Source organism: Streptomyces sp. NPDC107765 (genome assembly GCF_055657085.1).
Genome location: NZ_JBVKBL010000002.1, coordinates 393,089 through 412,245, shown reverse-complemented (window position 1 = coordinate 412,245; position 19,157 = coordinate 393,089). Strand labels below are relative to the sequence as shown.

The 19,157-nt window shown below is 72.4% G+C and carries 16 protein-coding genes; 9 read left to right on the top strand and 7 right to left on the bottom strand.

Annotated elements, in window-relative coordinates:
• Positions 1–92: 92 nt before the first annotated feature.
• Positions 93–554, bottom strand: a complete 462-nt coding sequence (locus ACZ7MX_RS06315; RefSeq protein ID WP_472129833.1) for an SCO4983 family protein — start codon at positions 552–554, stop codon at positions 93–95.
• 85 nt (positions 555–639) lie between these two features.
• A complete protein-coding gene (locus ACZ7MX_RS06310; protein WP_472129832.1) occupies positions 640–1,851 on the bottom strand; it encodes a pyridoxal phosphate-dependent aminotransferase in 1,212 nt (403 codons plus the stop codon).
• A 200-nt stretch (positions 1,852–2,051) separates the two neighbouring features.
• Between ACZ7MX_RS06310 and ACZ7MX_RS06305 the strand changes: the two genes are divergently transcribed.
• Positions 2,052–4,190 carry a P-loop NTPase fold protein gene (locus ACZ7MX_RS06305; protein ID WP_472129831.1) on the top strand — a complete coding sequence of 713 codons (2,139 nt, stop codon included), beginning with the start codon at positions 2,052–2,054 and terminating at the stop codon, positions 4,188–4,190.
• On the opposite strand, the gene ACZ7MX_RS06300 is transcribed toward ACZ7MX_RS06305, so the two are convergent.
• Together ACZ7MX_RS06300 and ACZ7MX_RS06295 are read right to left on the bottom strand one after the other, a co-directional pair.
• Positions 4,187–5,806, bottom strand: coding sequence for an N-acyl-D-amino-acid deacylase family protein (locus ACZ7MX_RS06300; RefSeq protein ID WP_472129830.1), 1,620 nt, complete (start codon positions 5,804–5,806; stop codon positions 4,187–4,189). The genes ACZ7MX_RS06305 and ACZ7MX_RS06300 overlap by 4 nt on opposite strands.
• A gap of 59 nt (positions 5,807–5,865) precedes the next feature.
• A complete protein-coding gene (locus ACZ7MX_RS06295; RefSeq protein WP_472129829.1) occupies positions 5,866–7,155 on the bottom strand; it encodes an amino acid deaminase in 1,290 nt (429 codons plus the stop codon).
• Between the two features lie 330 nt (positions 7,156–7,485).
• Here ACZ7MX_RS06295 and ACZ7MX_RS06290 point away from each other — a divergent pair, with 330 nt between their 5' ends.
• The 4 genes from ACZ7MX_RS06290 to ACZ7MX_RS06275 all read left to right on the top strand — a co-directional run bounded on the left by ACZ7MX_RS06290 (position 7,486) and on the right by ACZ7MX_RS06275 (position 11,326).
• Positions 7,486–8,559 carry a sugar kinase gene (locus ACZ7MX_RS06290; RefSeq protein ID WP_472130585.1) on the top strand — a complete coding sequence of 358 codons (1,074 nt, stop codon included), beginning with the start codon at positions 7,486–7,488 and terminating at the stop codon, positions 8,557–8,559.
• Complete coding sequence (locus tag ACZ7MX_RS06285; protein WP_472129828.1) at positions 8,556–9,314, top strand: IclR family transcriptional regulator; 759 nt, start codon at positions 8,556–8,558, stop codon at positions 9,312–9,314. Before ACZ7MX_RS06290 ends, ACZ7MX_RS06285 begins: the two co-directional genes overlap by 4 nt.
• Before the next feature lie 2 nt (positions 9,315–9,316).
• Complete coding sequence (locus tag ACZ7MX_RS06280) at positions 9,317–9,727, top strand: RidA family protein (protein WP_472129826.1); 411 nt, start codon at positions 9,317–9,319, stop codon at positions 9,725–9,727.
• Between the two features lie 114 nt (positions 9,728–9,841).
• Positions 9,842–11,326, top strand: a complete 1,485-nt coding sequence (locus ACZ7MX_RS06275) for a GntP family permease (protein ID WP_472129824.1) — start codon at positions 9,842–9,844, stop codon at positions 11,324–11,326.
• 63 nt (positions 11,327–11,389) lie between these two features.
• Here the strand turns inward: ACZ7MX_RS06275 and ACZ7MX_RS06270 are convergent, their stop codons facing one another.
• Positions 11,390–12,757 (bottom strand): M14 family metallopeptidase, encoded by a 1,368-nt coding sequence (locus ACZ7MX_RS06270; protein ID WP_472129822.1) that lies wholly within the window; start codon positions 12,755–12,757, stop codon positions 11,390–11,392.
• 245 nt (positions 12,758–13,002) lie between these two features.
• On the opposite strand from ACZ7MX_RS06270, the gene ACZ7MX_RS06265 reads away from it, so the two are divergent.
• The gene (locus tag ACZ7MX_RS06265; protein ID WP_472129820.1) at positions 13,003–13,878 is read left to right on the top strand and encodes a S1 family peptidase; all 876 of its coding nucleotides are present in this window, start codon (positions 13,003–13,005) and stop codon (positions 13,876–13,878) included.
• Positions 13,879–13,963: 85 nt separating this feature from the next.
• Here the strand turns inward: ACZ7MX_RS06265 and ACZ7MX_RS06260 are convergent, their stop codons facing one another.
• Together ACZ7MX_RS06260 and ACZ7MX_RS06255 are read right to left on the bottom strand one after the other, a co-directional pair.
• Entirely contained in the window at positions 13,964–14,950 is a 987-nt protein-coding gene (locus tag ACZ7MX_RS06260) for a chitinase (RefSeq protein WP_472129818.1), read from the bottom strand.
• Between the two features lie 243 nt (positions 14,951–15,193).
• Positions 15,194–15,346 (bottom strand): hypothetical protein, encoded by a 153-nt coding sequence (locus tag ACZ7MX_RS06255; protein ID WP_472129817.1) that lies wholly within the window; start codon positions 15,344–15,346, stop codon positions 15,194–15,196.
• A gap of 135 nt (positions 15,347–15,481) precedes the next feature.
• Here ACZ7MX_RS06255 and ACZ7MX_RS06250 point away from each other — a divergent pair, with 135 nt between their 5' ends.
• The 3 genes from ACZ7MX_RS06250 to ACZ7MX_RS06240 all read left to right on the top strand — a co-directional run bounded on the left by ACZ7MX_RS06250 (position 15,482) and on the right by ACZ7MX_RS06240 (position 19,155).
• Complete coding sequence (locus tag ACZ7MX_RS06250) at positions 15,482–16,828, top strand: hypothetical protein (protein ID WP_472129815.1); 1,347 nt, start codon at positions 15,482–15,484, stop codon at positions 16,826–16,828.
• Positions 16,829–16,982: 154 nt separating this feature from the next.
• The gene (gene cpaB, locus ACZ7MX_RS06245) at positions 16,983–17,702 is read left to right on the top strand and encodes a Flp pilus assembly protein CpaB (protein WP_472129813.1); all 720 of its coding nucleotides are present in this window, start codon (positions 16,983–16,985) and stop codon (positions 17,700–17,702) included.
• Between the two features lie 13 nt (positions 17,703–17,715).
• A complete protein-coding gene (locus ACZ7MX_RS06240) occupies positions 17,716–19,155 on the top strand; it encodes an AAA family ATPase (RefSeq protein ID WP_472129811.1) in 1,440 nt (479 codons plus the stop codon).
• Positions 19,156–19,157: the final 2 nt, after the last annotated feature.

Genomic DNA, 19,157 nt, shown 5'->3' with positions numbered 1-19,157 from the left:
TCGACCAGGCCAGGCGGAGGCCGTCGCGGGCCGGCCGTGAAGCGGGCCGGGCCCGATGGGCCGGTGGAGTGAACCGGCCGCCGCACACCGGCTCAGGTCGTGGCGAGGTCGCGTACCGGCCCCGAGTGGGCCTCGATGCGCTCGGCCGCCAGGGCGATGACCGCGGTGTCGCCCCGGGACGTGGCGACCGCCAGGGCGTTGCCGGCCAGGGTGCGGGCGCGCTGCTGGAGTGCCGCGGCGCGGGACGGAGTGCCGGCGTCCGAGGGTTCGGCGCGCAGCGGGTAGTGGCCGCCGCTCAGCCGCGCGACCTGCTCGGCGATGCGCTCGGCGGCGTCGGCCAGTGCGGCGGCGTCCAGGGCCGGCCCGGTGCCGGGGTCGCCGGCCGGGCGGGCGCCGGGGCGCCGCGCCAGGGCGTGCAGCTCGTCGGTGACGGTGAGCAGCGCGGTCAGCTGTCCGGCGAGCCGGATGTCCAGCTCCTCCTCGCGGGAGCGGTGCGGGAACTCCGGGGCGGCGGCCATGGTGTGGACCGACTTGGTGCGGATCGGTTCGTACATGGGACGGCCTCCTGAGAAAAGTCCAGGAAGCCATCCTAGCTTAGACGCTGTCTAAAGTTGTGGGTCGTATAGAAGTCGGCCCGGCTCAGTACTGTCCGTAACCGTCGAGGAAGGTGCCGATCCGGGTCACCGCGTCCGCCAGATCGTCCTTGCTGGGCAGGGTGACCAGCCGGAAGTGGTCCGGCTCGGGCCAGTTGAAGCCGGTGCCGTGCACGATCATGATCTTCTCGGCGCGCAGCAGGTCCAGCACCATCTGCCGGTCGTCCTTGATCTTGTACACCGTGGGGTCCAGCCGCGGGAAGGCGTACAGCGCGCCCTTCGGCTTCACGCAGCTGACCCCGGGGATCTGCGTCAGCAGCTCGTACGCGGTGTCGCGCTGCTCCAGCAGCCGGCCGCCGGGCAGCACCAGGTCGTTGATCGACTGCCGTCCGCCGAGCGCCGTGGCGACCGCGTGCTGGGCCGGCATGTTGGCGCACAGCCGCATGTTGGCGAGGATCGTCAGGCCCTCGATGTACGAGGAGGCGTGCGCCTTCGGGCCGCACACCGCCAGCCAGCCGCTGCGGTAGCCGGCGACCCGGTACGCCTTGGAGAGGCCGTTGAAGGTCAGGGTCAGCAGGTCCGGGGCGAGCGCGGCGAACGGGGTGTGGGTGACCCCGTCGAAGAGGATCTTGTCGTAGATCTCGTCGGCGCAGACGATCAGGTTGTGCCGCCGGGCGATCTCCGCGATGCCCTGGAGCAGCGCGTCGTCGTACACGGCACCCGTGGGGTTGTTGGGGTTGATGACGACGATGGCCTTGGTGCGGTCGGTGACCTTCCGCTCGATGTCGGCCAGGTCGGGCATCCAGTCGGCCTGCTCGTCGCAGCGGTAGTGCACGGCGGTGCCGCCGGACAGTGAGACCGACGCGGTCCACAGCGGGTAGTCCGGGGCCGGCACCAGCACCTCGTCGCCGTCGTCCAGCAGCGCCTGCATCGACATCTGGATCAGCTCGGAGACGCCGTTGCCCAGGTAGATGTCGTCTACGGAGAGCTCGATGCCCTTGGTCTGGTAGTGCTGCATCACCGCGCGGCGGGCGGACAGCAGGCCCTTCGCGTCGCCGTAGCCGTGCGCCGTCCCGACCGTGCGGAGGATGTCCTCCAGGATCTCGGGCGGGCACTCGAAGCCGAACGCCGCCGGGTTGCCGGTGTTCAGCTTGAGGATGCGGTGACCCGCCGCCTCCAGCCGCATGGCCTCCTCGAGCACCGGGCCACGGATTTCGTAGCAGACGTTGGCGAGCTTCGTTGACTGGATCACCTGCATGTCCGCCACCTTACGGGCGTGTTTCGCCGCCCGCCCGGTGTTTTTCCCCACGTTGATCAGCACAGGGTGTGGGGTTCCTCACGCCCGGTGATGGCCGGAGGGGTGGACGCCGGCCGGCCGGCAGGGTCGGCCGGCGGGGTCGCTGCTGATTCCGCGGCGGGGTGCGCGGGCGCACGGCCGCCCCGGTACGCTCCGGGCGCATGCCCACCTCGGCCCCGTTACCTCCCGCCGCGCCCGTCCCTGCCGCGCCCGCACCGGCCGTCACCGCGCCTTTGCCGCACGGCCCGTTCGCCCTGCTCAACGACGAGCCGGTGGCCGAGTCCGGCGCGGATCTGCTCGGCGCCGGACGCGCCGCCCGCCAGCTCGCCGGCCTGCTCGTCGCCTCCCGGCGGTCCACCCCCTTCACCCTCGCCGTCGACGCCGGCTGGGGCATGGGCAAGAGCAGCCTGATGCGGCTGGTCGACGCGGACCTGGCGCACGCCCCCGACGTCCACACGGTCTGGTACAACGCCTGGACCTCGACCGGCGCCGACGCACTGGAAGGGCTGATCAAGTCCGTCCTGATGCGCTTCGACCGGCGGGTGCTGCGCCGCGGCCTGGCGCGGGTCAGCGAGCGGCGCGCCCTGCTGCGGGCGGCCCGGGCGCTGACCACGGTCGTCGCCGGGCCGCTCGGGGTGGCCGGTCTCGTCGACGAGCTGTGGAAGAGCCTCTCGGTCAACTCCCAGGCGCGCAACGAGATGCGCGGGGCGATCGGCGAGCTGGTGCAGGAATGGTCGCAGAACACCGACGACCGGCCGCGCCGGCTCCTGGTGGTCTTCATCGACGACCTCGACCGCTGCTCGGAGGAGACGGTGCTCGCGGTCTGCGAGGCGGTGAAGGTCTATCTGGACGTGCCCGGGCTGGCGTTCATGATCGGCTGCGACCGGTCGGCACTGGGGCCCAACGGACTGCTGCGCGATCTGTCGCCGGCCGGCTCGGCGTTCATGGAGAAGATCTTCCAGACCAGCTACCGGATCCCGGCCCCCGACCACCACGGGGTCAAGGACTACATCCGGTGGTGCGCCCGGACCGCGGGCATCGAGCCGCTGCTCGACGACGCCCTGGTGGATCTGCTGGTCCAGCGCTCGGACCGCAACCCGCGCCGGATCAAACGCCTGGTCAACGGCTTCGTCCTGGAAGCGACCCTGAACCCGGTCTGGCGTGACTTCGGCCCCGACGCGGTGGTCAGGACGCTGCTGCTGCAGTACTTCTATCCCGACTTCTACCGGATGATGACCGGCCCGTCCGGCACGGTGGACGGCGATGTGGTGGCCGAGTTCCGCACCTACCGCGAGGTGCGGCGGACGCTGCTGTCCGCGGCCGCGGCCCCGGTCCCGATCCAGGAACACGACGCGGTGCGGAACTTCCTGGCCTCGTACGACCTGCCGACTCCGGACCAGCTCGGCGGGGCGGGCGAGGCGGTGCTGGCCGCGCTGGAGCGTCAACTCCCCACGGAATTCCCGGCCTTGGTGATCAACCCGGCGTTCACCTCGCTGGTCGACGAGCTGACCGCCCGCCCGGACGCGGACCGGCTGCTGCAACGGCTGCGCGAGGGCCCGCAGGGGGCGGGCGGCGAGCCGACCCGGATGTCCCGGGAATGGGCGCCCATGTGGCAGAGCCTGCCGGACGTCCAGGTGGACGGCTACGCCACAGGGTTCGGCCCGCCGCTGGCCTGGCCGGGCGGGGAGCCGTACCCGGGGTTGGGCGGTTACGGGCAGCAGCCGGCCTACCCGGTGCCGCCGCAGCCGGCACCGGCGGCCCGGCAGCAGCCCCCCTCGCCGTACGGGCAGGCCGGGTACCCGGTGCCGGGGCCGCAGGGCGGCTACGACTACCCGCCGCCGATGCAGGACCCCGTGTACCCGCCGCAGATGCAGCAGGGCGGGTATCCGCAGCAGGGCCGCGGGTACCAGGGACCGCCGCTGCACGTCCTGTGGGTCGACGACCAGCCGGACCGCAAGGCCGTGGTGCGCACGGTGCTGGAGGGGCTCGGGGTGCAGGTGACGCACGTCGAGAACAGCGCCGACGCCGTCCAGGCCCTCCGGACCCGCACCCCCGACCTGCTGATCTCCGACATCAGCCGGGGGCGGGACCACACCGCGGGCTTCGCCATGGTGGAACGCCTCAAGGAGGACGGGCACTACAGCGGGCCGGTGGTCTTCTTCACCATCCGCCGTTCCCCGGACCGCGAGGAGCGCGCCACGGCCCTGGGCGCCTCGCTCACCAACAACGCGCAGGAGCTGTCGGACCTCGTCCTGGCCGCCCTCACGGAGCCGGCCCGGCGCGACCGGGACGCTCCCTAGACCGTCCGCCGTACCGCCCGTCCCGCCAGGACGTCCGTGCGGCGGCCGTCCTCGATGACGAAGCGGCCGTCGATCAGGACGTGCGGGATGCCGACGGGCAGCGCGCGCGGGGCCTCGAACGTCGAGCCCGCCGCCACCGTGTCCGGGTCGAAGAGGACCAGGTCGGCGCGGTGTCCCTCGCGGATCAGCCCGCGGTCGGGCAGCCGCAGCCGGGCCGCCGGACGGCCCGTCAGATGGGCCACGCACTCCTCCAGGGACAGCACGCCCAGCTCGCGGGCGTAGTGGCCGAGGTAGTGCGGGAAGGTGCCGTACGCGCGCGGGTGCGGCTTGTCGCCCTGGAGGATGCCGTCGCTGCCGCCGGTGTGCACCGGGTGCTTCATGATCGCGCGGACGTTCTCCTCGTGGCCGACGTGCTGGAGGATCGTCGGGCCGAGGCGATCGTCGAGGAGGAGGGCGCGGGCCGTGGTCCAGGGGGTCTCGCCGCGTGCGGCGGCGGCCTGCGCGATCGTCTTGCCGACGCAGGGGGCGAGGCCGGGGTCGGTGACGCCGGAGATCTCGATGGTGTCCCAGGCGATCGGCACGCCGTGGCAGCCGTCCGAGCCGAGCTCCTCGATGTGGTGGCGGATGCGCTCGGCGGCCTTGTCGTCCCGGAGCCGGGCGAGGGTGGCCTCCGGGCCGCCCTCGTTGGCCCAACTGGGCAGCATCGCCACGAGAGTGGTGGAGCCGGGGGTGTACGGGTAGGTGTCGAGGCTGATGTCCGCGCCCGCGGCGATCGCGTCGTCGAGGAGGGCGAGGAGGTCGCCGGCCCGGCCCTCGTTCACACCGAAGTTCATGGTGGCGTGGGCGAGGTGGAGGGCGCAGCCGGCGGTGCGCGTGAGGTCGACCATCTCCTGGTACGCGTCCAGGGCGCCCGCCCCGTAACTGCGGTGGTGGGGACAGTAGTAGCCGTCGTACGCGGCCACCACCCGGCACAATGCGGTGAGTTCGGCGTCCTTGGCGTACATGCCGGGGGTGTAGGTGAGGCCGGACGACATGCCGACGGCGCCCTCCTCCAGACCTGAAGCGACCAGGCGCTTCATGTGGTCGAGCTCGGCCGGGGTCGGGTCCCGGTCGTCCCAGCCGACCGCGTACATCCGGACCGTGCCCTGCGGGACGAGGTAGGCGGCGTTGACCGCGATGCCCTGTCCGTCGAAGCCGCGGTCCAGGCGGTCGAGGTACCCGCCGACCGTCCGCCAGTCGAAGTCGAGGGACGGGTCCCCGGGGCCGCCGCCGTTCCAGCCGGTGATGGCCTGGCGGACCTGGGCGAGGGTGCGGTCGTCGACCGGGGCGTACGACAGGCCGTCCTGGCCCAGGACTTCGAGGGTGACGCCCTGGGCGGTCTTGGCCTCGTGCGCCGGATCGCGCAACAGCGCCAGGTCGCTGTGCGCGTGCATGTCGATGAAGCCGGGGGAGAGGGCGAGGCCGCCGGCGTCCAGGGTGCGGCGGGCGGTGGGGCGGTGGCCGTCGGCCTCGCGCACGACGGCGGCGATCCGGCCGCCGTCGAGCGCGACATCCGCCCGGTAGGAGGCGCCGCCGGTGCCGTCGAGGACGCGTACGTCGCGGATGACCAGGTCCATGGCGGGTCCTCCGGGGGCGGGCGGAAGGGGAAAGCAGAGCTGGGGGTCGGCGCGGACGATCAGAAGAAGGTGCGGACGAAGTCCACGACCGTGCCGTCCCGTTCGACGAGCGGGATCAGCTGCCACTTGTCGAACGACGTGCACGGGTGGGACAGCCCCAGCCCGACCCAGTCGCCGACCTCGACGTCACCGGCGCGTTCCGTCGCCAGCCAGGCGTGCTGGTCGGACAGCCCGGTGACGGTGATCCCGTCGGCCGGCCGCTCGGTGCCGTCCCGGCCGGACCGCACGACCTGGGCCCGCGGCAGGTCCAGGTCGTGGGCCGCGTCGCGCTTGCCCGCGTTGAGGAACGCCTGGCCGGGCGTGGGGCGGGAGACGACCTGCGCCCACAGCCGGAAGGCGGGCTGCAGATCGCCCTCCTCCGGGACGCGGTTGAAGGGGGTCAGCCGGCGGTAGTGGCCGTCGTCGTGCGAGACGTACGCGCCCGAGCGCAGCAGCTTGAGGACCGGCGCCGACAGCGCGGGGATCTCCTCGAAGACCTCGGCGACCGCGTCGAACCAGGCGCTGCCGCCGGCGCTGACGACGATCCGCTCCAGGTCGGCGAACCGGCCGGCCTTGTCGAACTCCACGGCCAGTGCGACCAGTCGGCGCAGCCAGGCGCGCACCCGCTCGCCGTCGGCGTCCGGCACCTCGCCCTCGTACCCGGCGACGCCCACCAGCCGGAGGGTGTCCACGCCCGCGATGGCGTCGGCGAGTTCGAGGCACTCGGCCTCGGTGCGGACGCCGGTGCGGGCGCCCTCGCCCGCGCCCAGTTCGATGACCACGTCGACCGGGCGGGTGGCGCCGGCCTCCCGCAGCGCGGTGTCCATCAGCGCGATGCCGGGCAGTGAGTCGACGTAGCAGACGAAGCGGAAGTCGGGGTCGGCGGCCAGCTCACCGGCCAGCCAGCGCAGCGCGGCGGCGTCCACCAACTCGTTGGCCAGGAAGATTCGTTGGATGCCGTACGTGCGGTAGACCCGGGCCTGGTGCGGGACGGCCGCGGTGATGCCCCAGGCGCCGTGCTCCAGCTGGCGGGCGAAGAGCTGGGGGGCCATACAGGTCTTGCCGTGCGGGGCGAAGGCCAGGCCGTGCCGGGTGGAATAGGTCTCCAGGGCGGCCAGGTTGTGCTCGACGGCCTCCGCGGACAGGGCCAGGACGGGGGTGGTGAATCCGCCGTCGAAGAGGTTGCGGCGCTCGGCGGCCAGCTCGCCGACGGTCAGCCCTTCGGCGTCCGGGGGAAGCCCCTTGAAGCGGTGATCGACGCGTTCGTCGGCGAGTTCCGCAAGTCCCTGCGCGAGCCGCTCCCCCGTCATGGGGCCTCCTCAAAGATCGTGTTGCATGCTCTGCAACGACCATTGCGCATATCGCTGAGAGCTGTCTAACATCCGGGCCATCGCCCGGTCAATGGTGGAAAACACGGGGGCAACGCAGCACGAAACACGCCGGGAAACCGCAGGTGACCGCAGGAAATTGCGGCCGCCGCCGGGACAACCTCCGGGGCCGGCGGGCTGCGCACGGCCCGCCCGGGCAAGCCCAGCGAAGGAGTGCACACGATCGTGACCACGACCCCGGACGGCAGCGGCACCCACGGCCCGGGCGGCACCCCCGCCCCGGCCGCCGACGTCGTCTGCCTCGGCGAGTCCATGGTCACCTTCCTGCCCGGCCGGCCCGGACGGCTCGCCGACGTCCCCTCCTTCGACCGCGCCATCGGCGGTGCGGAGTCCAACGTCGCCTGCATGCTCGCCGCCGCCGGCCACCGCACGAAGTGGGTCAGCCGGGTCGGCGCCGACGGCTTCGGCGACCACCTCGTGGCGACCATCGCCGGCTACGGCGTCGACACCTCCGGGGTGCGCCGCGACCGCGACCGCCCGACCGGCATCTACTTCCGCACCGCCGGCGACCGCGCCACCGACGCCCACGAGGTCGCCTACTACCGCGCCGGTTCCGCGGCCTCCGCCATGTCCGTGACCACCCTGGACACCGGCGCCCTCCAGGACGGCCGCATCCTGCACCTCTCCGGCATCACCGCGGCCCTGTCCACCGACTGCCTCGACCTGCTGCGCACCCTGACCGCGCGCCGCCCCGGCCGCCCCCTCGTCTCGTTCGACGTCAACCACCGGCCCGGCCTGTGGCGCGGCTCCCCCGAGCTCTCGGCTCCGCCCCCGCTCTCCCCTTCGTTCGAGCGGGGGCGCCCCCATGAGCAGGGAGGTACCCCCATCGGCCCGCGGGTCCTGCTCGACCTGGCGCGCGGCGCCGACCTGGTGTTCGTCGGTGAGGACGAGGCCCGGGACGCCTGGGGCCTCACCGGCAGCCGGGCGATCCGCGCGGCCCTGCCCGAGCCGGAGGTCCTGGTGGTGAAGCAGGGTGCGGGCGGGGCCGTCGTCTTCCACGACGGGGGCCCGGGCGGTGCCACCGCCACCGCCGTCCGCTCGCTCGACGTCGAGGTGGTGGCCGCCGTCGGCGCCGGTGACGCGTTCGCCGCCGGATTCCTCTCCGCCACCCTCCGCGGCCTGCCGCTGCGCACCCGCGCCCGGTACGGCCACCTCTTCGCCGCCGCCGCCCTCACCGTCCCCGGCGACCTCGCGGCCCCACCCGGCCGGGCCCTCGCCGACGGGCTGGCCGCGCTCGACGACGCCGCCTGGGGGAAACTGCACCTCGGCCCCGGCTGGACCGTCGCAGCCGACCGCAGGGCCGCCGAGGAGGTACCGAGCCCATGAGCCAGACCGTCGACCGCGCGCTCAGCATCCTGCCGCTGCTCGCCGAAGGACCCGCCGACCTCGGCCAGGTCGCCGACCGGCTCGGCGTGCACAAGTCCACCGCCCTCCGGCTGCTGCGCACCCTCCACGACCACGGCCTGGTCCACCGGCAGGCCGACCAGCGCTACCGCCTCGGCGCCCGCCTCTTCGCGCTCGCCCAGGAGGCCGTCGAGAACCTCGACGTACGCGAGATCGCCCACCCGCACCTCGTCGAACTCAACGAGAAGTGCGGACACACGGTCCACCTCGCCGTCCACGAGGAGAACGAGGTCCTCTACATCGACAAGGTCGACAGCCGCTACCCGGTCCGGATGTACTCCCGGATCGGCAAACCCGTCGCGATCACCGTCGCCGCGGTCGCCAAACTGCTCCTCGCCGACCTCCCGGAAGCCGAGCGCCGCACCCTCGCCGCGACGCTCGACTACCCCCGCTACACGGCCCGTTCCACCCCCGACGCCACGGCCTTCCTCGCCGAACTGGCCAAGGTCCGCGAACAGGGCTGGGCCACCGACCTCGGTGGCCACGAGGAGTCCATCAACTGCGTCGCGGCTCCCGTCCGCGGCACGGACGGACGCGTCGTCGCCGCCATGTCGGTCTCCGCACCGAACGTCGTCGTCTCCGCCGAGGAACTCCTCACCCTGCTCCCCCTGGTGCGCCGCACCGCCGACGCCATCAGCCGGGAGTACTCCGGCAGTCCACCGACCAAGGAAGCATGAGCATGAGCGAGAAGACCGCCCTCACCCCGGCCACCCACACCACCCCGCCCGCAAAGTTCTCCCACGGCGTCAAGAAGGGCAACATCCTCCAGGTCGCGGGCCAGGTCGGCTTCCTCCCCGCGGCCCCGGGCCAGGCCCCCACCCCGGCCGGCCCCACCCTGCGCGAGCAGACCCTGCAGACCTTCGCCAACGTCAAGGCGATCCTCGAAGAGGGCGGCGCCACCTGGGACGACGTGATGATGATGCGCGTCTACCTCACGGACACCGACCACTTCGCCGAGATGAACGAGATCTACAACCAGTACTTCGAGGAGCAGGGCCTGGCGGAGGCCCCGGCCGCCCGCACGACCGTCTACGTCGGTCTGCCCGAGGGCCTGCTCATCGAGATCGACGCCCTCGCCGTCCTGGGCTGACCCTCCCTCACACCACCGGCAAGCCGTACGTCGTCACGGCCCGACACACCAGCGCGGTGTGCCGTGCCGCGATCCCTCCTGCCCTGAAAGTCTCATGCACTTACGAGGTCAACGATGTCCCCGTTCGCCCCCCTCGCGGCCGCCACCCCTGCCGAACCACCACCGCACACCGGCGGCATACTCCCGCTCCTCGGCGGCACCGCCGGACTGCTGACCGTCGCCGCGCTCGGCATCGTGCTGCTGCTCTTCCTGATCATCAAGGTCAGGCTCCAGCCGTTCGTGGCCCTCCTGGCGGTCTCGACAGCCGTCGGCCTCGGCGCCGGCCTGTCCGTCACCGAACTCTTCGGCACCGTCCAGAAGTCCGACGCCGTCTCGCTCATCGAGTCCGGCATGGGCGGCACCCTCGGCCATGTCGCGATCATCATCGGCCTCGGCACCATGCTCGGGGCGGTGCTCGAAGTCTCCGGCGGCGCCGAGGTGCTGGCCTCCCGCCTGCTCCACCTCTTCGGCGAGCGGCGGGCGCCGCTCGCCATGGGCCTGACCGGCCTGATCTTCGGCATCCCGGTCTTCTTCGACGTCGGCATCTTCGTCCTCGCACCGATCGTCTACGCGGCCGCCAAGCGGGGCGGCAGGTCGATCGTCCTCTACTGCATGCCACTGCTCGCCGGCCTGTCCATGACCCACGCCTTCCTGCCCCCGCACCCGGGCCCGGTGGCGGCGGCGGGGCTGCTCCACGTCGACCTCGGCTGGGTCATCCTCATGGGCGTCGTCTGCGGCCTCCCCGCCGTGCTCGCCGCCTGGGGCTGGGCCGCCTGGATCGGCAGGCGGATCTTCGTGCCCGTACCGCAGGACATGGTCGAGGCCGCACAGGAGGCGAAGGCCGCGCTCACCGAGGAGCAGCGGAAGGCCGGCGTCACACCGACGGAGAAGCCGGTCCCGCTCGGCACCGTCTTCGCCATCATCGGCACGCCGCTGGTGCTCATCCTGCTGGCCACCTTCTCCTCGATCGCCTTCGCCCCTTCGACGGGCCGCTCGGTCATCGAGTTCTTCGGACACCCCTTCGTCGCCCTGACCCTCGCGCTGCTGCTCGCGTACTACCTGCTCGGCATCAGCCGCGGCTGGTCCCGCAAGTCCCTGGAAACGGTGTCCACCGCCTCCCTGAAGCCGGTCGGCAACATCCTGCTGGTCGTCGGCGCGGGCGGGATCTTCGGCGCGGTCCTCAAGGGCAGCGGCATCGCCCAGGCGCTCTCCGACACCTTCAAGGGCATCGGCCTGCCGGTGATCGTCCTGGCGTACCTGATCTCCCTCGTCCTGCGCGTGGCCCAGGGCTCGGCGACCGTCGCCATCGTCACCACGGCCGGCATCGTCTGGCCGCTGATCGAGGCGGGCCACCACTCGCAGCCCTTCGCCGCACTCGTCATCATGGCGATCTCGGCGGGCTCGATCTTCGCCTCGCACGTGAACGACGGCGGTTTCTGGATGGTCAGCAAGTACTTCGGCATCACCGAACGCGACACGCTGAAGACCTGGACGGTGCTCGAATCCGTCCTGTCCGTCGCGGGGTTCGCGGTGGCGGCCCTGGTGAGCCTGCTGGTGTGACGGACCCGGGCCGCCGCCCGCGCGCAGCGCCGCGGCGGCCCGTGCCTGCGTGGCGTGTCCGGCTCACCTGCCCTTGCAGTACTGCCCTTCCTTGCCGATCACGCGGTACACGCAGTCCGCGGTCTCCAGGAACTGGAGCACCGCCTCACGGTTGCGTGCGGTCTCCTTCGCGATCACCGAGTCCTTCGGATAGAAACCGCCGTGGCCGGCGGACGGATACATCTCGAAGGTGTACGCGAAGACCTTCTGGTCCCCCCACAGCCAGTCGTCGATGGCGCCGTCGGTGATGTAGAGCTCGCTGGACTGCTCCGGCGTGTAGCCGTTGGTGGCGGCCATCTTCTTGCCGAGGGTGGCGAAGGTGGCGTGCTCGTCCTGGGTCATGCCCGGGCCCGTGGGGTCGTTGGTGAACCCGAAGGGCCACAGGACGAGTTCGCTGTAGGTGTGGAAGTCGATGGCGGCCTTGATCTGCTGCACACCGCCGACGACGCGGCTGCGCACGAACTTCGAGACGACCTGCACCTCGGGGGCCGAGGCGGGGGAGGCCCCGCGGTAGGTCTCGTCGCCCGGGTCGTCCGAGGAGCCGTTGCAGCAGCCCCACTTGAAGTCCCAGTTGCGGTTGAGGTCGGTGCCGACCTCGCTGCTCCCGGCGTTGGGCTGCCGGTTCTTCCGCCAGCTGCGGAACGACCCGGAAGCGATGTCGTACTCGCCCCCGTCCGGGTTCAGGTCCGGCACGATCCAGATCTCACGGGAATCGAGGATCTTCGTGACGCGCGGATCCGACCCGTACTTCGAGGTCAGCTCGTTGAGGAGGTAGAGGGCCATCTCGACGGTGAGGTGTTCCCGGGCGTGCTGGTGGGCCGTGAAGAGGACCTCGGGTTCGTTCTCGTCCTTGGTGACGTTCTTGCTGAGTTTGAGGGCGAGGATGGCGCGGCCCTCGTGGGACGTGCCGATGACCTGCTTGGACAGGATCGCCGGGTACTTGGCGACGAGCGTGTCGATCTCCTTCGTGGCCTCGGCGTAGGTGTGGTAGCCGGTGTAGCCGGGCGGGAAATCCTTGACGCGGGCGCCCGGAGCGGCCGGGGCGGCCGCGGGAATGTCGGGCAACTGCCGTACGTGATGGCCCAGTTGGCGCAGGGTGTCGGCCTGGGTCCGGTCGGCCGTGATGACGACGGACCGGGCGTGCACCTCGTCGATGCTGACACCCGTCGCCGCGAGCGCGGTACGGGCCGCCGGCGTGGCCGGCCCGGTCACCTCGTACTGATGGGGCTGCTGGTCGGGGTTCGTCCGGTCCGCGCCACCCGTGGCCGGGGCACCGGCGGCGGCCCCGGCCGGAGAGTCCAGGGCCTGCGCGGCGGTGATCGGGGCGGCGAGCGCGAGGGAGAGCAGCGCGGCGAGGACGGTCGACCGTCCGCCGCGTATCCGTGGTCGCATGCGGTCTCCTGTGGGGTGTGAGTCGAAGCGACGCCGCCAGTGTTTGGGGTTGGCATGGGCGGGTCAAGGCGGCGGACGGCCAGATGTGGCGGGGGCGGAAGGGCCCGGGTTGACTGCCGCGTCCCTCAACTTCCCATCGATTTCGGCGGATTGGTTGCCCCGGCGGGGTGCGGCACTGACAATGCGCACGACAAAACCGAGGGTTCGTGCGGACTCTCGGTGACAGAAGCTGAGAGGACCCCCACATGAACAGACCTCTCGTCGGCACCCTGGCCACGGCCGTACTGGGAGCCGCAGCCCTGGTGGGCACCGCCCCAACGGCGCAGGCCGCGCCCGAGCGGGCGGCGTCGCACCACGGGCAGTTCACGGCCAAGGCGGTGAACTTCGCCGGCACCGTGGCGCTGAGCAACTGCTCCGGCTCGGTGGTGCGGATGCCCACCTCGCAGGCGAACGACCCGGCCCTGGTGATGTCCAACGGTCACTGTCTGGAAAGTGGTATGCCCGGCCCGGGCGAGGTGATCGTCGACCAGCCGTCCAGCCGCAGTTTCACCCTGCTCGACAAGTCGGCGCGCGGCGTGGGCACCATCAGGGCCGCCAAGGTCGCCTACGCGACGATGACCGACACCGACGTCACGATCTACCAGACGAGGTCCACGTACGCCCAGATCGAGCAGAAGTACGGGATCAAGCCGCTGGAACTGGCCACCGAGCACCCGGCCAAGGGTGCCGGGATCAGTGTGGTCTCGGGCTACTGGAAGAAGATCTACACCTGCAGCATCGACGGGTTCGTGCCCACCCTCAAGGAGGGCGACTGGACCTGGAAGGACTCGGTCCGTTACACCCCCGAGTGCAAGACCATAGGTGGCACGTCCGGTTCGCCGGTGGTCGACACCACGACGGGCAAGGTCGCGGCGATCAACAACACGGGCAATGAGGACGGCGAGAAGTGCACCGTCAACAACCCGTGCGAGGTCGACGAGAACGGCAACGTCACGGTGCACCAGGGCACCAACTACGCCGAGGAGACCTACGGGATCCCGAAGTGCTTCGGCGCCGGGAACAAGCTGGACCTGAGCGCGGCGGGCTGCGCGCTCCCGAAGCCGGCGGGCGTGCGGAAGTGATCTGCCGCAGGCACTGACGGAACGGAACGGAGCCAGGTCCCGTGCACGGCGTGCGCGGGACCTGGTCTCTTTCCGGCGGCCCTCCCTACGGCAGGCCGTGCACGTGGGCGCCCACCTGGTGGGCGAACTCATTGCCGTTGCCGGCGTCCCAGTTGGTGGACCAGGTCATCGCGCCGCGCAGCCCCGGATAGTGCTTCGACGGCTTGAACGAGCCGCAGCCCGTGCCCTTGGTCAGGCAGTCGAGTGCGTCGTTGACGACGGACGGGGCGACGTGGCCGCTGCCGGCCGCGCGGTCGGACGCCGGCACGCCGATGCCGACCTGCGACGGGTCCAGGCCGTTCTCCAACTGGATGCAGGCGAGCGAGGTCAGGAAGTCCACCGAGCCCTGGGCGTAGACCTTGCCGTCACAGCCGTTCATGGAACCGCTGTTGTAGTACTGCATGTTGACGGCGGTCAGGAAGTCCTTGATGCCCAGCGCCGTCTTGAAGTACTCGTTCTGCGGTGACTGCATGTCGACGGTCTGCGGGGCCATGGTCACCACGACATTGCCGTGCGCGGCGTGCAGGGCCTTCAGGGCCTGGGTCATATAGGTCGAGTTGAGGCCGTTCTCCAGGTCGATGTCGACGCCGTCGAAGCCGTACTCGTCCATGAGCGTGCCGACCGAGTCGGCGAAGTTCTTGGCGGAGGCGTCGTCGTTGACCGAGATCGCCCCCTTTTCTCCGCCGACGGAGAGGATCACGGACTTGCCGGCCGCCTGCTTGGCCTTGATGTCCGCCGTGAAGTCGTCGACGGAGCCGTAGCCGACGGCCGGGTCGAGGTGGAAGGCGACGGCCCCGGGCCGGTCGGTGGCGTCGGCGAACGACACCGCGATGATGTCGTAGGCGTCGTCGACGTCCTTGAGTTTCTGCACCGTGGCGCCGTTGTTGAAGTTCTGCCAGTAGCCGGTGAGGGCGTGGGCAGGGACGGCGGCGGGGTGCGCCGCGGGGCGGGCGGCCCGGGCGGCGGCCGCGGCCGGGTGCTCCGGCGTGGCCTGGGCGGTGCCGGCGGCGACGAGGCCGCCCGAGGCCAGCACCGCGGCGGCCAGTCCGGCGAGCAGCCTCCTCCTGACCGTGCGTGCGTCCGGACCTGACCGGGCGCCAAACGCGCCCGCCCGGGGGCCGGGAGAGCCTGACCGGCCGCGAACCGCATCTGATCGTGCGCGAACCACGACTGCCTCCGTGGGGGGAGTGGGGGAAGTGAGACGGGTGGTACGGACGCGCGTCCAGGGGCCCCTGTGTGTGCGTGCCGTACAACGTGGTCCAGACCAATACTCCTGTCAAGACCCCCGCCGGAAGCGTGAGTTGGCGTTCTCGCCGTTCGGGGCGGTATGCGGGGTTTGCCGCCGGCCGGTGGGCATCGCGAAGGTCATCGGGAAGGTCATCGCGTGGGTCATGGCGGCGGTCGCCACTCCGACCGTCGCGATGGTCATGACGAGTAGCCCAGAACGTGTTCTCCGGGACGTATCTCTGTGGATAAAGTGCTGAGCGTATGGCGCCGATGGCGCAGAGCTGTGCCGATCCGCGGTCCCGGGACCCCCGGCGGCCGGAGGGAGTGGGGGAGCGACGTGCCGACCGCGATTGCAGTCACCAGCCCTGACCTCACGCTGCCCTCCCCCCTGCTCTCCACGTCGTTCGAGCGGGGAGATGCTCCGCTCGACCGGCAAACGCCCGCCGCCGTCGTCCTGTCCGCCCCGCATCTGACGCCCCTGGACGACGCGCTGACGGAGACCAGCGCGGTGCTGGAGCACCACGGCCATCTGGTCGTGCTGTACTCCTCCGCCTGCCCGCCCGAGCACATCCGGCGGCTGCACACCCTCCGCGCCGTCCTGGAGAGCGACCGGATCGCCATCGTCCCGGTGTCCCTGCCGCCGCTGGGCGTCGCCGTGCTGGCCCGTCAGCTGCGGCAGTTGTCCCTGTACGACTTCAGCCCCGGCGTCCTGGCCAGCGCGGCCCGGCTGCTGAGCCATTACGTCCATGCCGGTGCCCTGCTGGGCAGCGTCACCGGGCTGGATCACATCGAGGTCGATCTGCGTGCCCATGTGAAGTCCTGGTTGCCGGGCGCCCACTTCGCCGTCCTGGCCCACCCCGCACCGCAGTTGGTGCATCTGGACCGGCACGCCACCGAGGCCGGCCTGCGGCCGCCCGGATTCGCCACCGAACTCGCCGTGGCCCGCGGGCAGCTCACCGCGGACTGGGTCACCGGCACCCTCGCCCCGGCCTGGCAGGTGCAGGGGGCGTACGAGGTGCGGCTGCCCGCCGAGTCCGCGCGCTGGTGGGGCACCCAGAAGCTGATCGAATTCGCCGCGGGCATCCCGGACCCGGCGGTCCTCTGCCAACTCGTCGCGTCGGTACGGCGCGAGGAGTGCGGCTGGTGCGGGCTGGAAGTGCTGGGCGACCGGTGCGCGTTCTGCACGGCACCACTGGCCAGGGACCGGTCGCCGCGAGGCGGCGGCCCGGCCGGGCGCGGCCCCGCGGCCATAGCCGGGCCGGGAACGTCGGCGGGAGCGCAGGAGGCCGCCGGGACGGCGAACGCCCCGCACCCGGCGGCGGACCGGCCCTCCGCCCAGGGCCCCGGCCCGCAGCCGCTCGCGGCCCCGGCCTCGCCGTCGCCCCCCGCCCCGGCCCCTGATCCTTCCCCGGCACCGCAGCCCGGCCCGGCGCCGGCCGCGCCCTGGAGCGAGCGCGGTCTGTCACCGGTCTCCCCGGCGAGCGCCCCGGCCCACGGAGTTCCGGCCACCCCCTACGGAGTCCCGGGCGCCCCCTACGGGCCCGGCCGCCCCGTCCCGGGGAATCCGTACGCGTCCGACGCCCCCCGCGCCCCCGGCCCTCCGTATCTGCCCGGCCACCCCGACTACGCCGCCGAGGTCCCGGACGTCCCCGGTGCCCCACGGACGGTGGCCCGCGCCCGCTGACCCCGACCGATCCGCCCCCCTCGCCCACCGCACCGCCCGGAGAACCGCCCCGAACCGGCCCACCGAGCCGGCCGACCCACCGAACCGCCCCCGCCGACCCGACCGCCCCGCCCCCGCCCCGCCCCACCCCCGTCCCGATCGAGGTCCCTCCCCCATGAACTCACGCCAGCGCCGCGGAGTGATCCTGCTGCTCCTGTCGGTTCTCTGTGCGGTCGGCGCGTTCGTCGGCGTGCTGTCGGTGATCAGGAACGTCGAGTCCAAGGTCGGTCCCGAGAAGACCGCGTACCGGCTGAAGACGGACGTCGCGGCCTATAAAGCGCTGGATCCGGGGCAGTTCGAGAAGGTGAAGATGCCGCAGCGCTGGCTGCCGCCCACCGCCGTGACCGATCTGGACCAGGTCAGCGGCAAGATCGCGGTGACCCCGCTGAAGAAGGGGTCGCTGCTCCAGGACGACATGATCGTCGAGCGGCCGGCGCTGAAGGCCGGGCAGCAGGAGATCGCCATCATGATCGACGCCGCGACCGGTGTGGCCGGCAAGATCAACCCCGGTGCCCGGGTGAACATCTACGCCACCTTCGAGGGCAAGCGCCCCGAGGACAAGCCGGTCTCCAAGGTGATCGTGTCCGGCGCCCAGGTCATCGACGTCGGCAAGCTGACGCCCCTGGAGGCCAAGGACCCCGGCGACACGAACGCGGCCGGCCGGCAGGCCGGCGAGGCCGTGCCGATCACCTTCGCGCTCAACACCCAGGACGCCCAGCGGGTCGCGTACGCCGAGTCGTTCGCCTCCCACGTACGGCTGGCGCTGCTCGCGCCCGGCAGCGAGGCCACCGTCCCGCCGAGCCAGCGCACCTACACCCTCGACGGCGACAAGTGACCCGGAGGCCCAGGTGACCATCCGCATCCTCCCGGCGATCGGCGACCCGGACGCCGCCCGCGCGGTGACCTCGCTGCTCCACCAGCTGCCGGACGCCGAACCGGCGCCCGTGGTCGCCGACGGCACCGCACTGCTCGACGCCCTGGCCGGGGCCGCGGCCCAGCCCGCCGGGGACACCGGCCCGGGCCCGGCCGTCGAGGCGCTGCCCGAGGTCGTCCTGGTCCACGAGCGGATCGGGCCGACACCGGCGCTGGAGCTGATCCGCGAGATCGCGCTCCGCTTCCCCGCCGTCGGCGTCGTACTGATCACCACCGACGCCGGGCCCGCGCTGTTCTCCGCGGCGATGGACGCCGGCGCCCGGGGCGTCGTCGGACTGCCGCTCGGCTACGACGAGTTGGCCGCCCGGGTGCAGGCCGCCGCCCAGTGGGCCGCCGGCGTACGGGTGCACCTGGGGGGAAACCCGGAGGCCCGGCCCGGACCGGCCGGCCGGCTGGTGACCGTGACCGGCGCCAAGGGCGGGGTCGGCACCACCGTCGCCGCCGTCCAGCTGGCACTGGCCGCCCGGGCCGCGGGCCGCAGCGTCGCGCTGGTGGACCTCGACCTGCAGTCCGGGGACGTGGCCTCCTACCTGGACGTCCAGTTCCGCCGCTCGATCGTCGACCTGGCCGGCATCCAGGACCTGTCCGTACGGGTCCTCCAGGACGCGGTGCACGACCACCACACCGGCCTGGCGCTGCTGCTGGCGCCGGAGGAGGGCGAGCGCGGCGAGGAGGTCGACGACCGGGCCGCCCGGCAGATCCTCGGCGCGCTGCGCTCCCGCTACGAGGTCGTGGTGGTCGACTGCGGCTCCCAGATGCAGTCGGCGAACGCCGCCGCCGTCGAACTCGCCGACGTCGCCCTGCTGGTGACCACCCCGGACGTGGTCGCCGTACGGGCCGCCAAGCGGCAGGTGCGGCTGTGGGACCGGCTGCAGATCCGCAAGGCCGAGGACACCACCACGGTCGTCAACCGGCTCACCCGCAGCACCGAGATCCAGCCGCCGGTGGTCGCCAAGGCCACCGGCACCCGGACGGCCCGGGCGCACGTTCCGGCCGCGTACAAGGAACTCCAGCCGTGTGTGGACGCCGGCCGGATGCAGGACCTGGACGCCCGGTCGACGGTCAAGCAGGCGCTCTGGGCGCTCGCCGGTGAGCTGGGGCTGGTCGAGTCACCGGCCGCGCGGCAGGGCCGGGGCAGCCACCGGGCGCGTCCGTCGTTGACGGGGCGCAAGCGCAAGGCGCTCACGACGGGGGCAGCTTCCGGTTCCGGGACGGGTCCGGGTACGGCCTCCGGGGCCGCGTCGGGGTCGGTACCGGGGTCGGGCGCCGGACGGTTCGGCGTCCGGCGGGGGCAGGCGACGGCGGCCGGCGGGCCCGGGCCGTTCGACCCGGCCGGCCCGTACGAGGAGGGCTGAGC

Excerpts from the sequence above, each read along its gene's own strand:
- ACZ7MX_RS06315 (WP_472129833.1), bottom strand. The coding sequence starts at position 554 with ATGTACGAACCGATCCGCACCAAGTCGGTCCACACCATGGCCGCCGCC.
- ACZ7MX_RS06310 (WP_472129832.1), bottom strand. The coding sequence starts at position 1,851 with ATGCAGGTGATCCAGTCAACGAAGCTCGCCAACGTCTGCTACGAAATC.
- ACZ7MX_RS06305 (WP_472129831.1), top strand. The coding sequence starts at position 2,052 with ATGCCCACCTCGGCCCCGTTACCTCCCGCCGCGCCCGTCCCTGCCGCG.
- ACZ7MX_RS06300 (WP_472129830.1), bottom strand. The coding sequence starts at position 5,806 with ATGGACCTGGTCATCCGCGACGTACGCGTCCTCGACGGCACCGGCGGC.
- ACZ7MX_RS06295 (WP_472129829.1), bottom strand. The coding sequence starts at position 7,155 with ATGACGGGGGAGCGGCTCGCGCAGGGACTTGCGGAACTCGCCGACGAA.
- ACZ7MX_RS06290 (WP_472130585.1), top strand. The coding sequence starts at position 7,486 with ATGGTCACCTTCCTGCCCGGCCGGCCCGGACGGCTCGCCGACGTCCCC.
- ACZ7MX_RS06285 (WP_472129828.1), top strand. The coding sequence starts at position 8,556 with ATGAGCCAGACCGTCGACCGCGCGCTCAGCATCCTGCCGCTGCTCGCC.
- ACZ7MX_RS06280 (WP_472129826.1), top strand. The coding sequence starts at position 9,317 with ATGAGCGAGAAGACCGCCCTCACCCCGGCCACCCACACCACCCCGCCC.
- ACZ7MX_RS06275 (WP_472129824.1), top strand. The coding sequence starts at position 9,842 with ATGTCCCCGTTCGCCCCCCTCGCGGCCGCCACCCCTGCCGAACCACCA.
- ACZ7MX_RS06270 (WP_472129822.1), bottom strand. The coding sequence starts at position 12,757 with ATGCGACCACGGATACGCGGCGGACGGTCGACCGTCCTCGCCGCGCTG.
- ACZ7MX_RS06265 (WP_472129820.1), top strand. The coding sequence starts at position 13,003 with ATGAACAGACCTCTCGTCGGCACCCTGGCCACGGCCGTACTGGGAGCC.
- ACZ7MX_RS06255 (WP_472129817.1), bottom strand. The coding sequence starts at position 15,346 with ATGACCATCGCGACGGTCGGAGTGGCGACCGCCGCCATGACCCACGCG.
- cpaB (WP_472129813.1), top strand. The coding sequence starts at position 16,983 with ATGAACTCACGCCAGCGCCGCGGAGTGATCCTGCTGCTCCTGTCGGTT.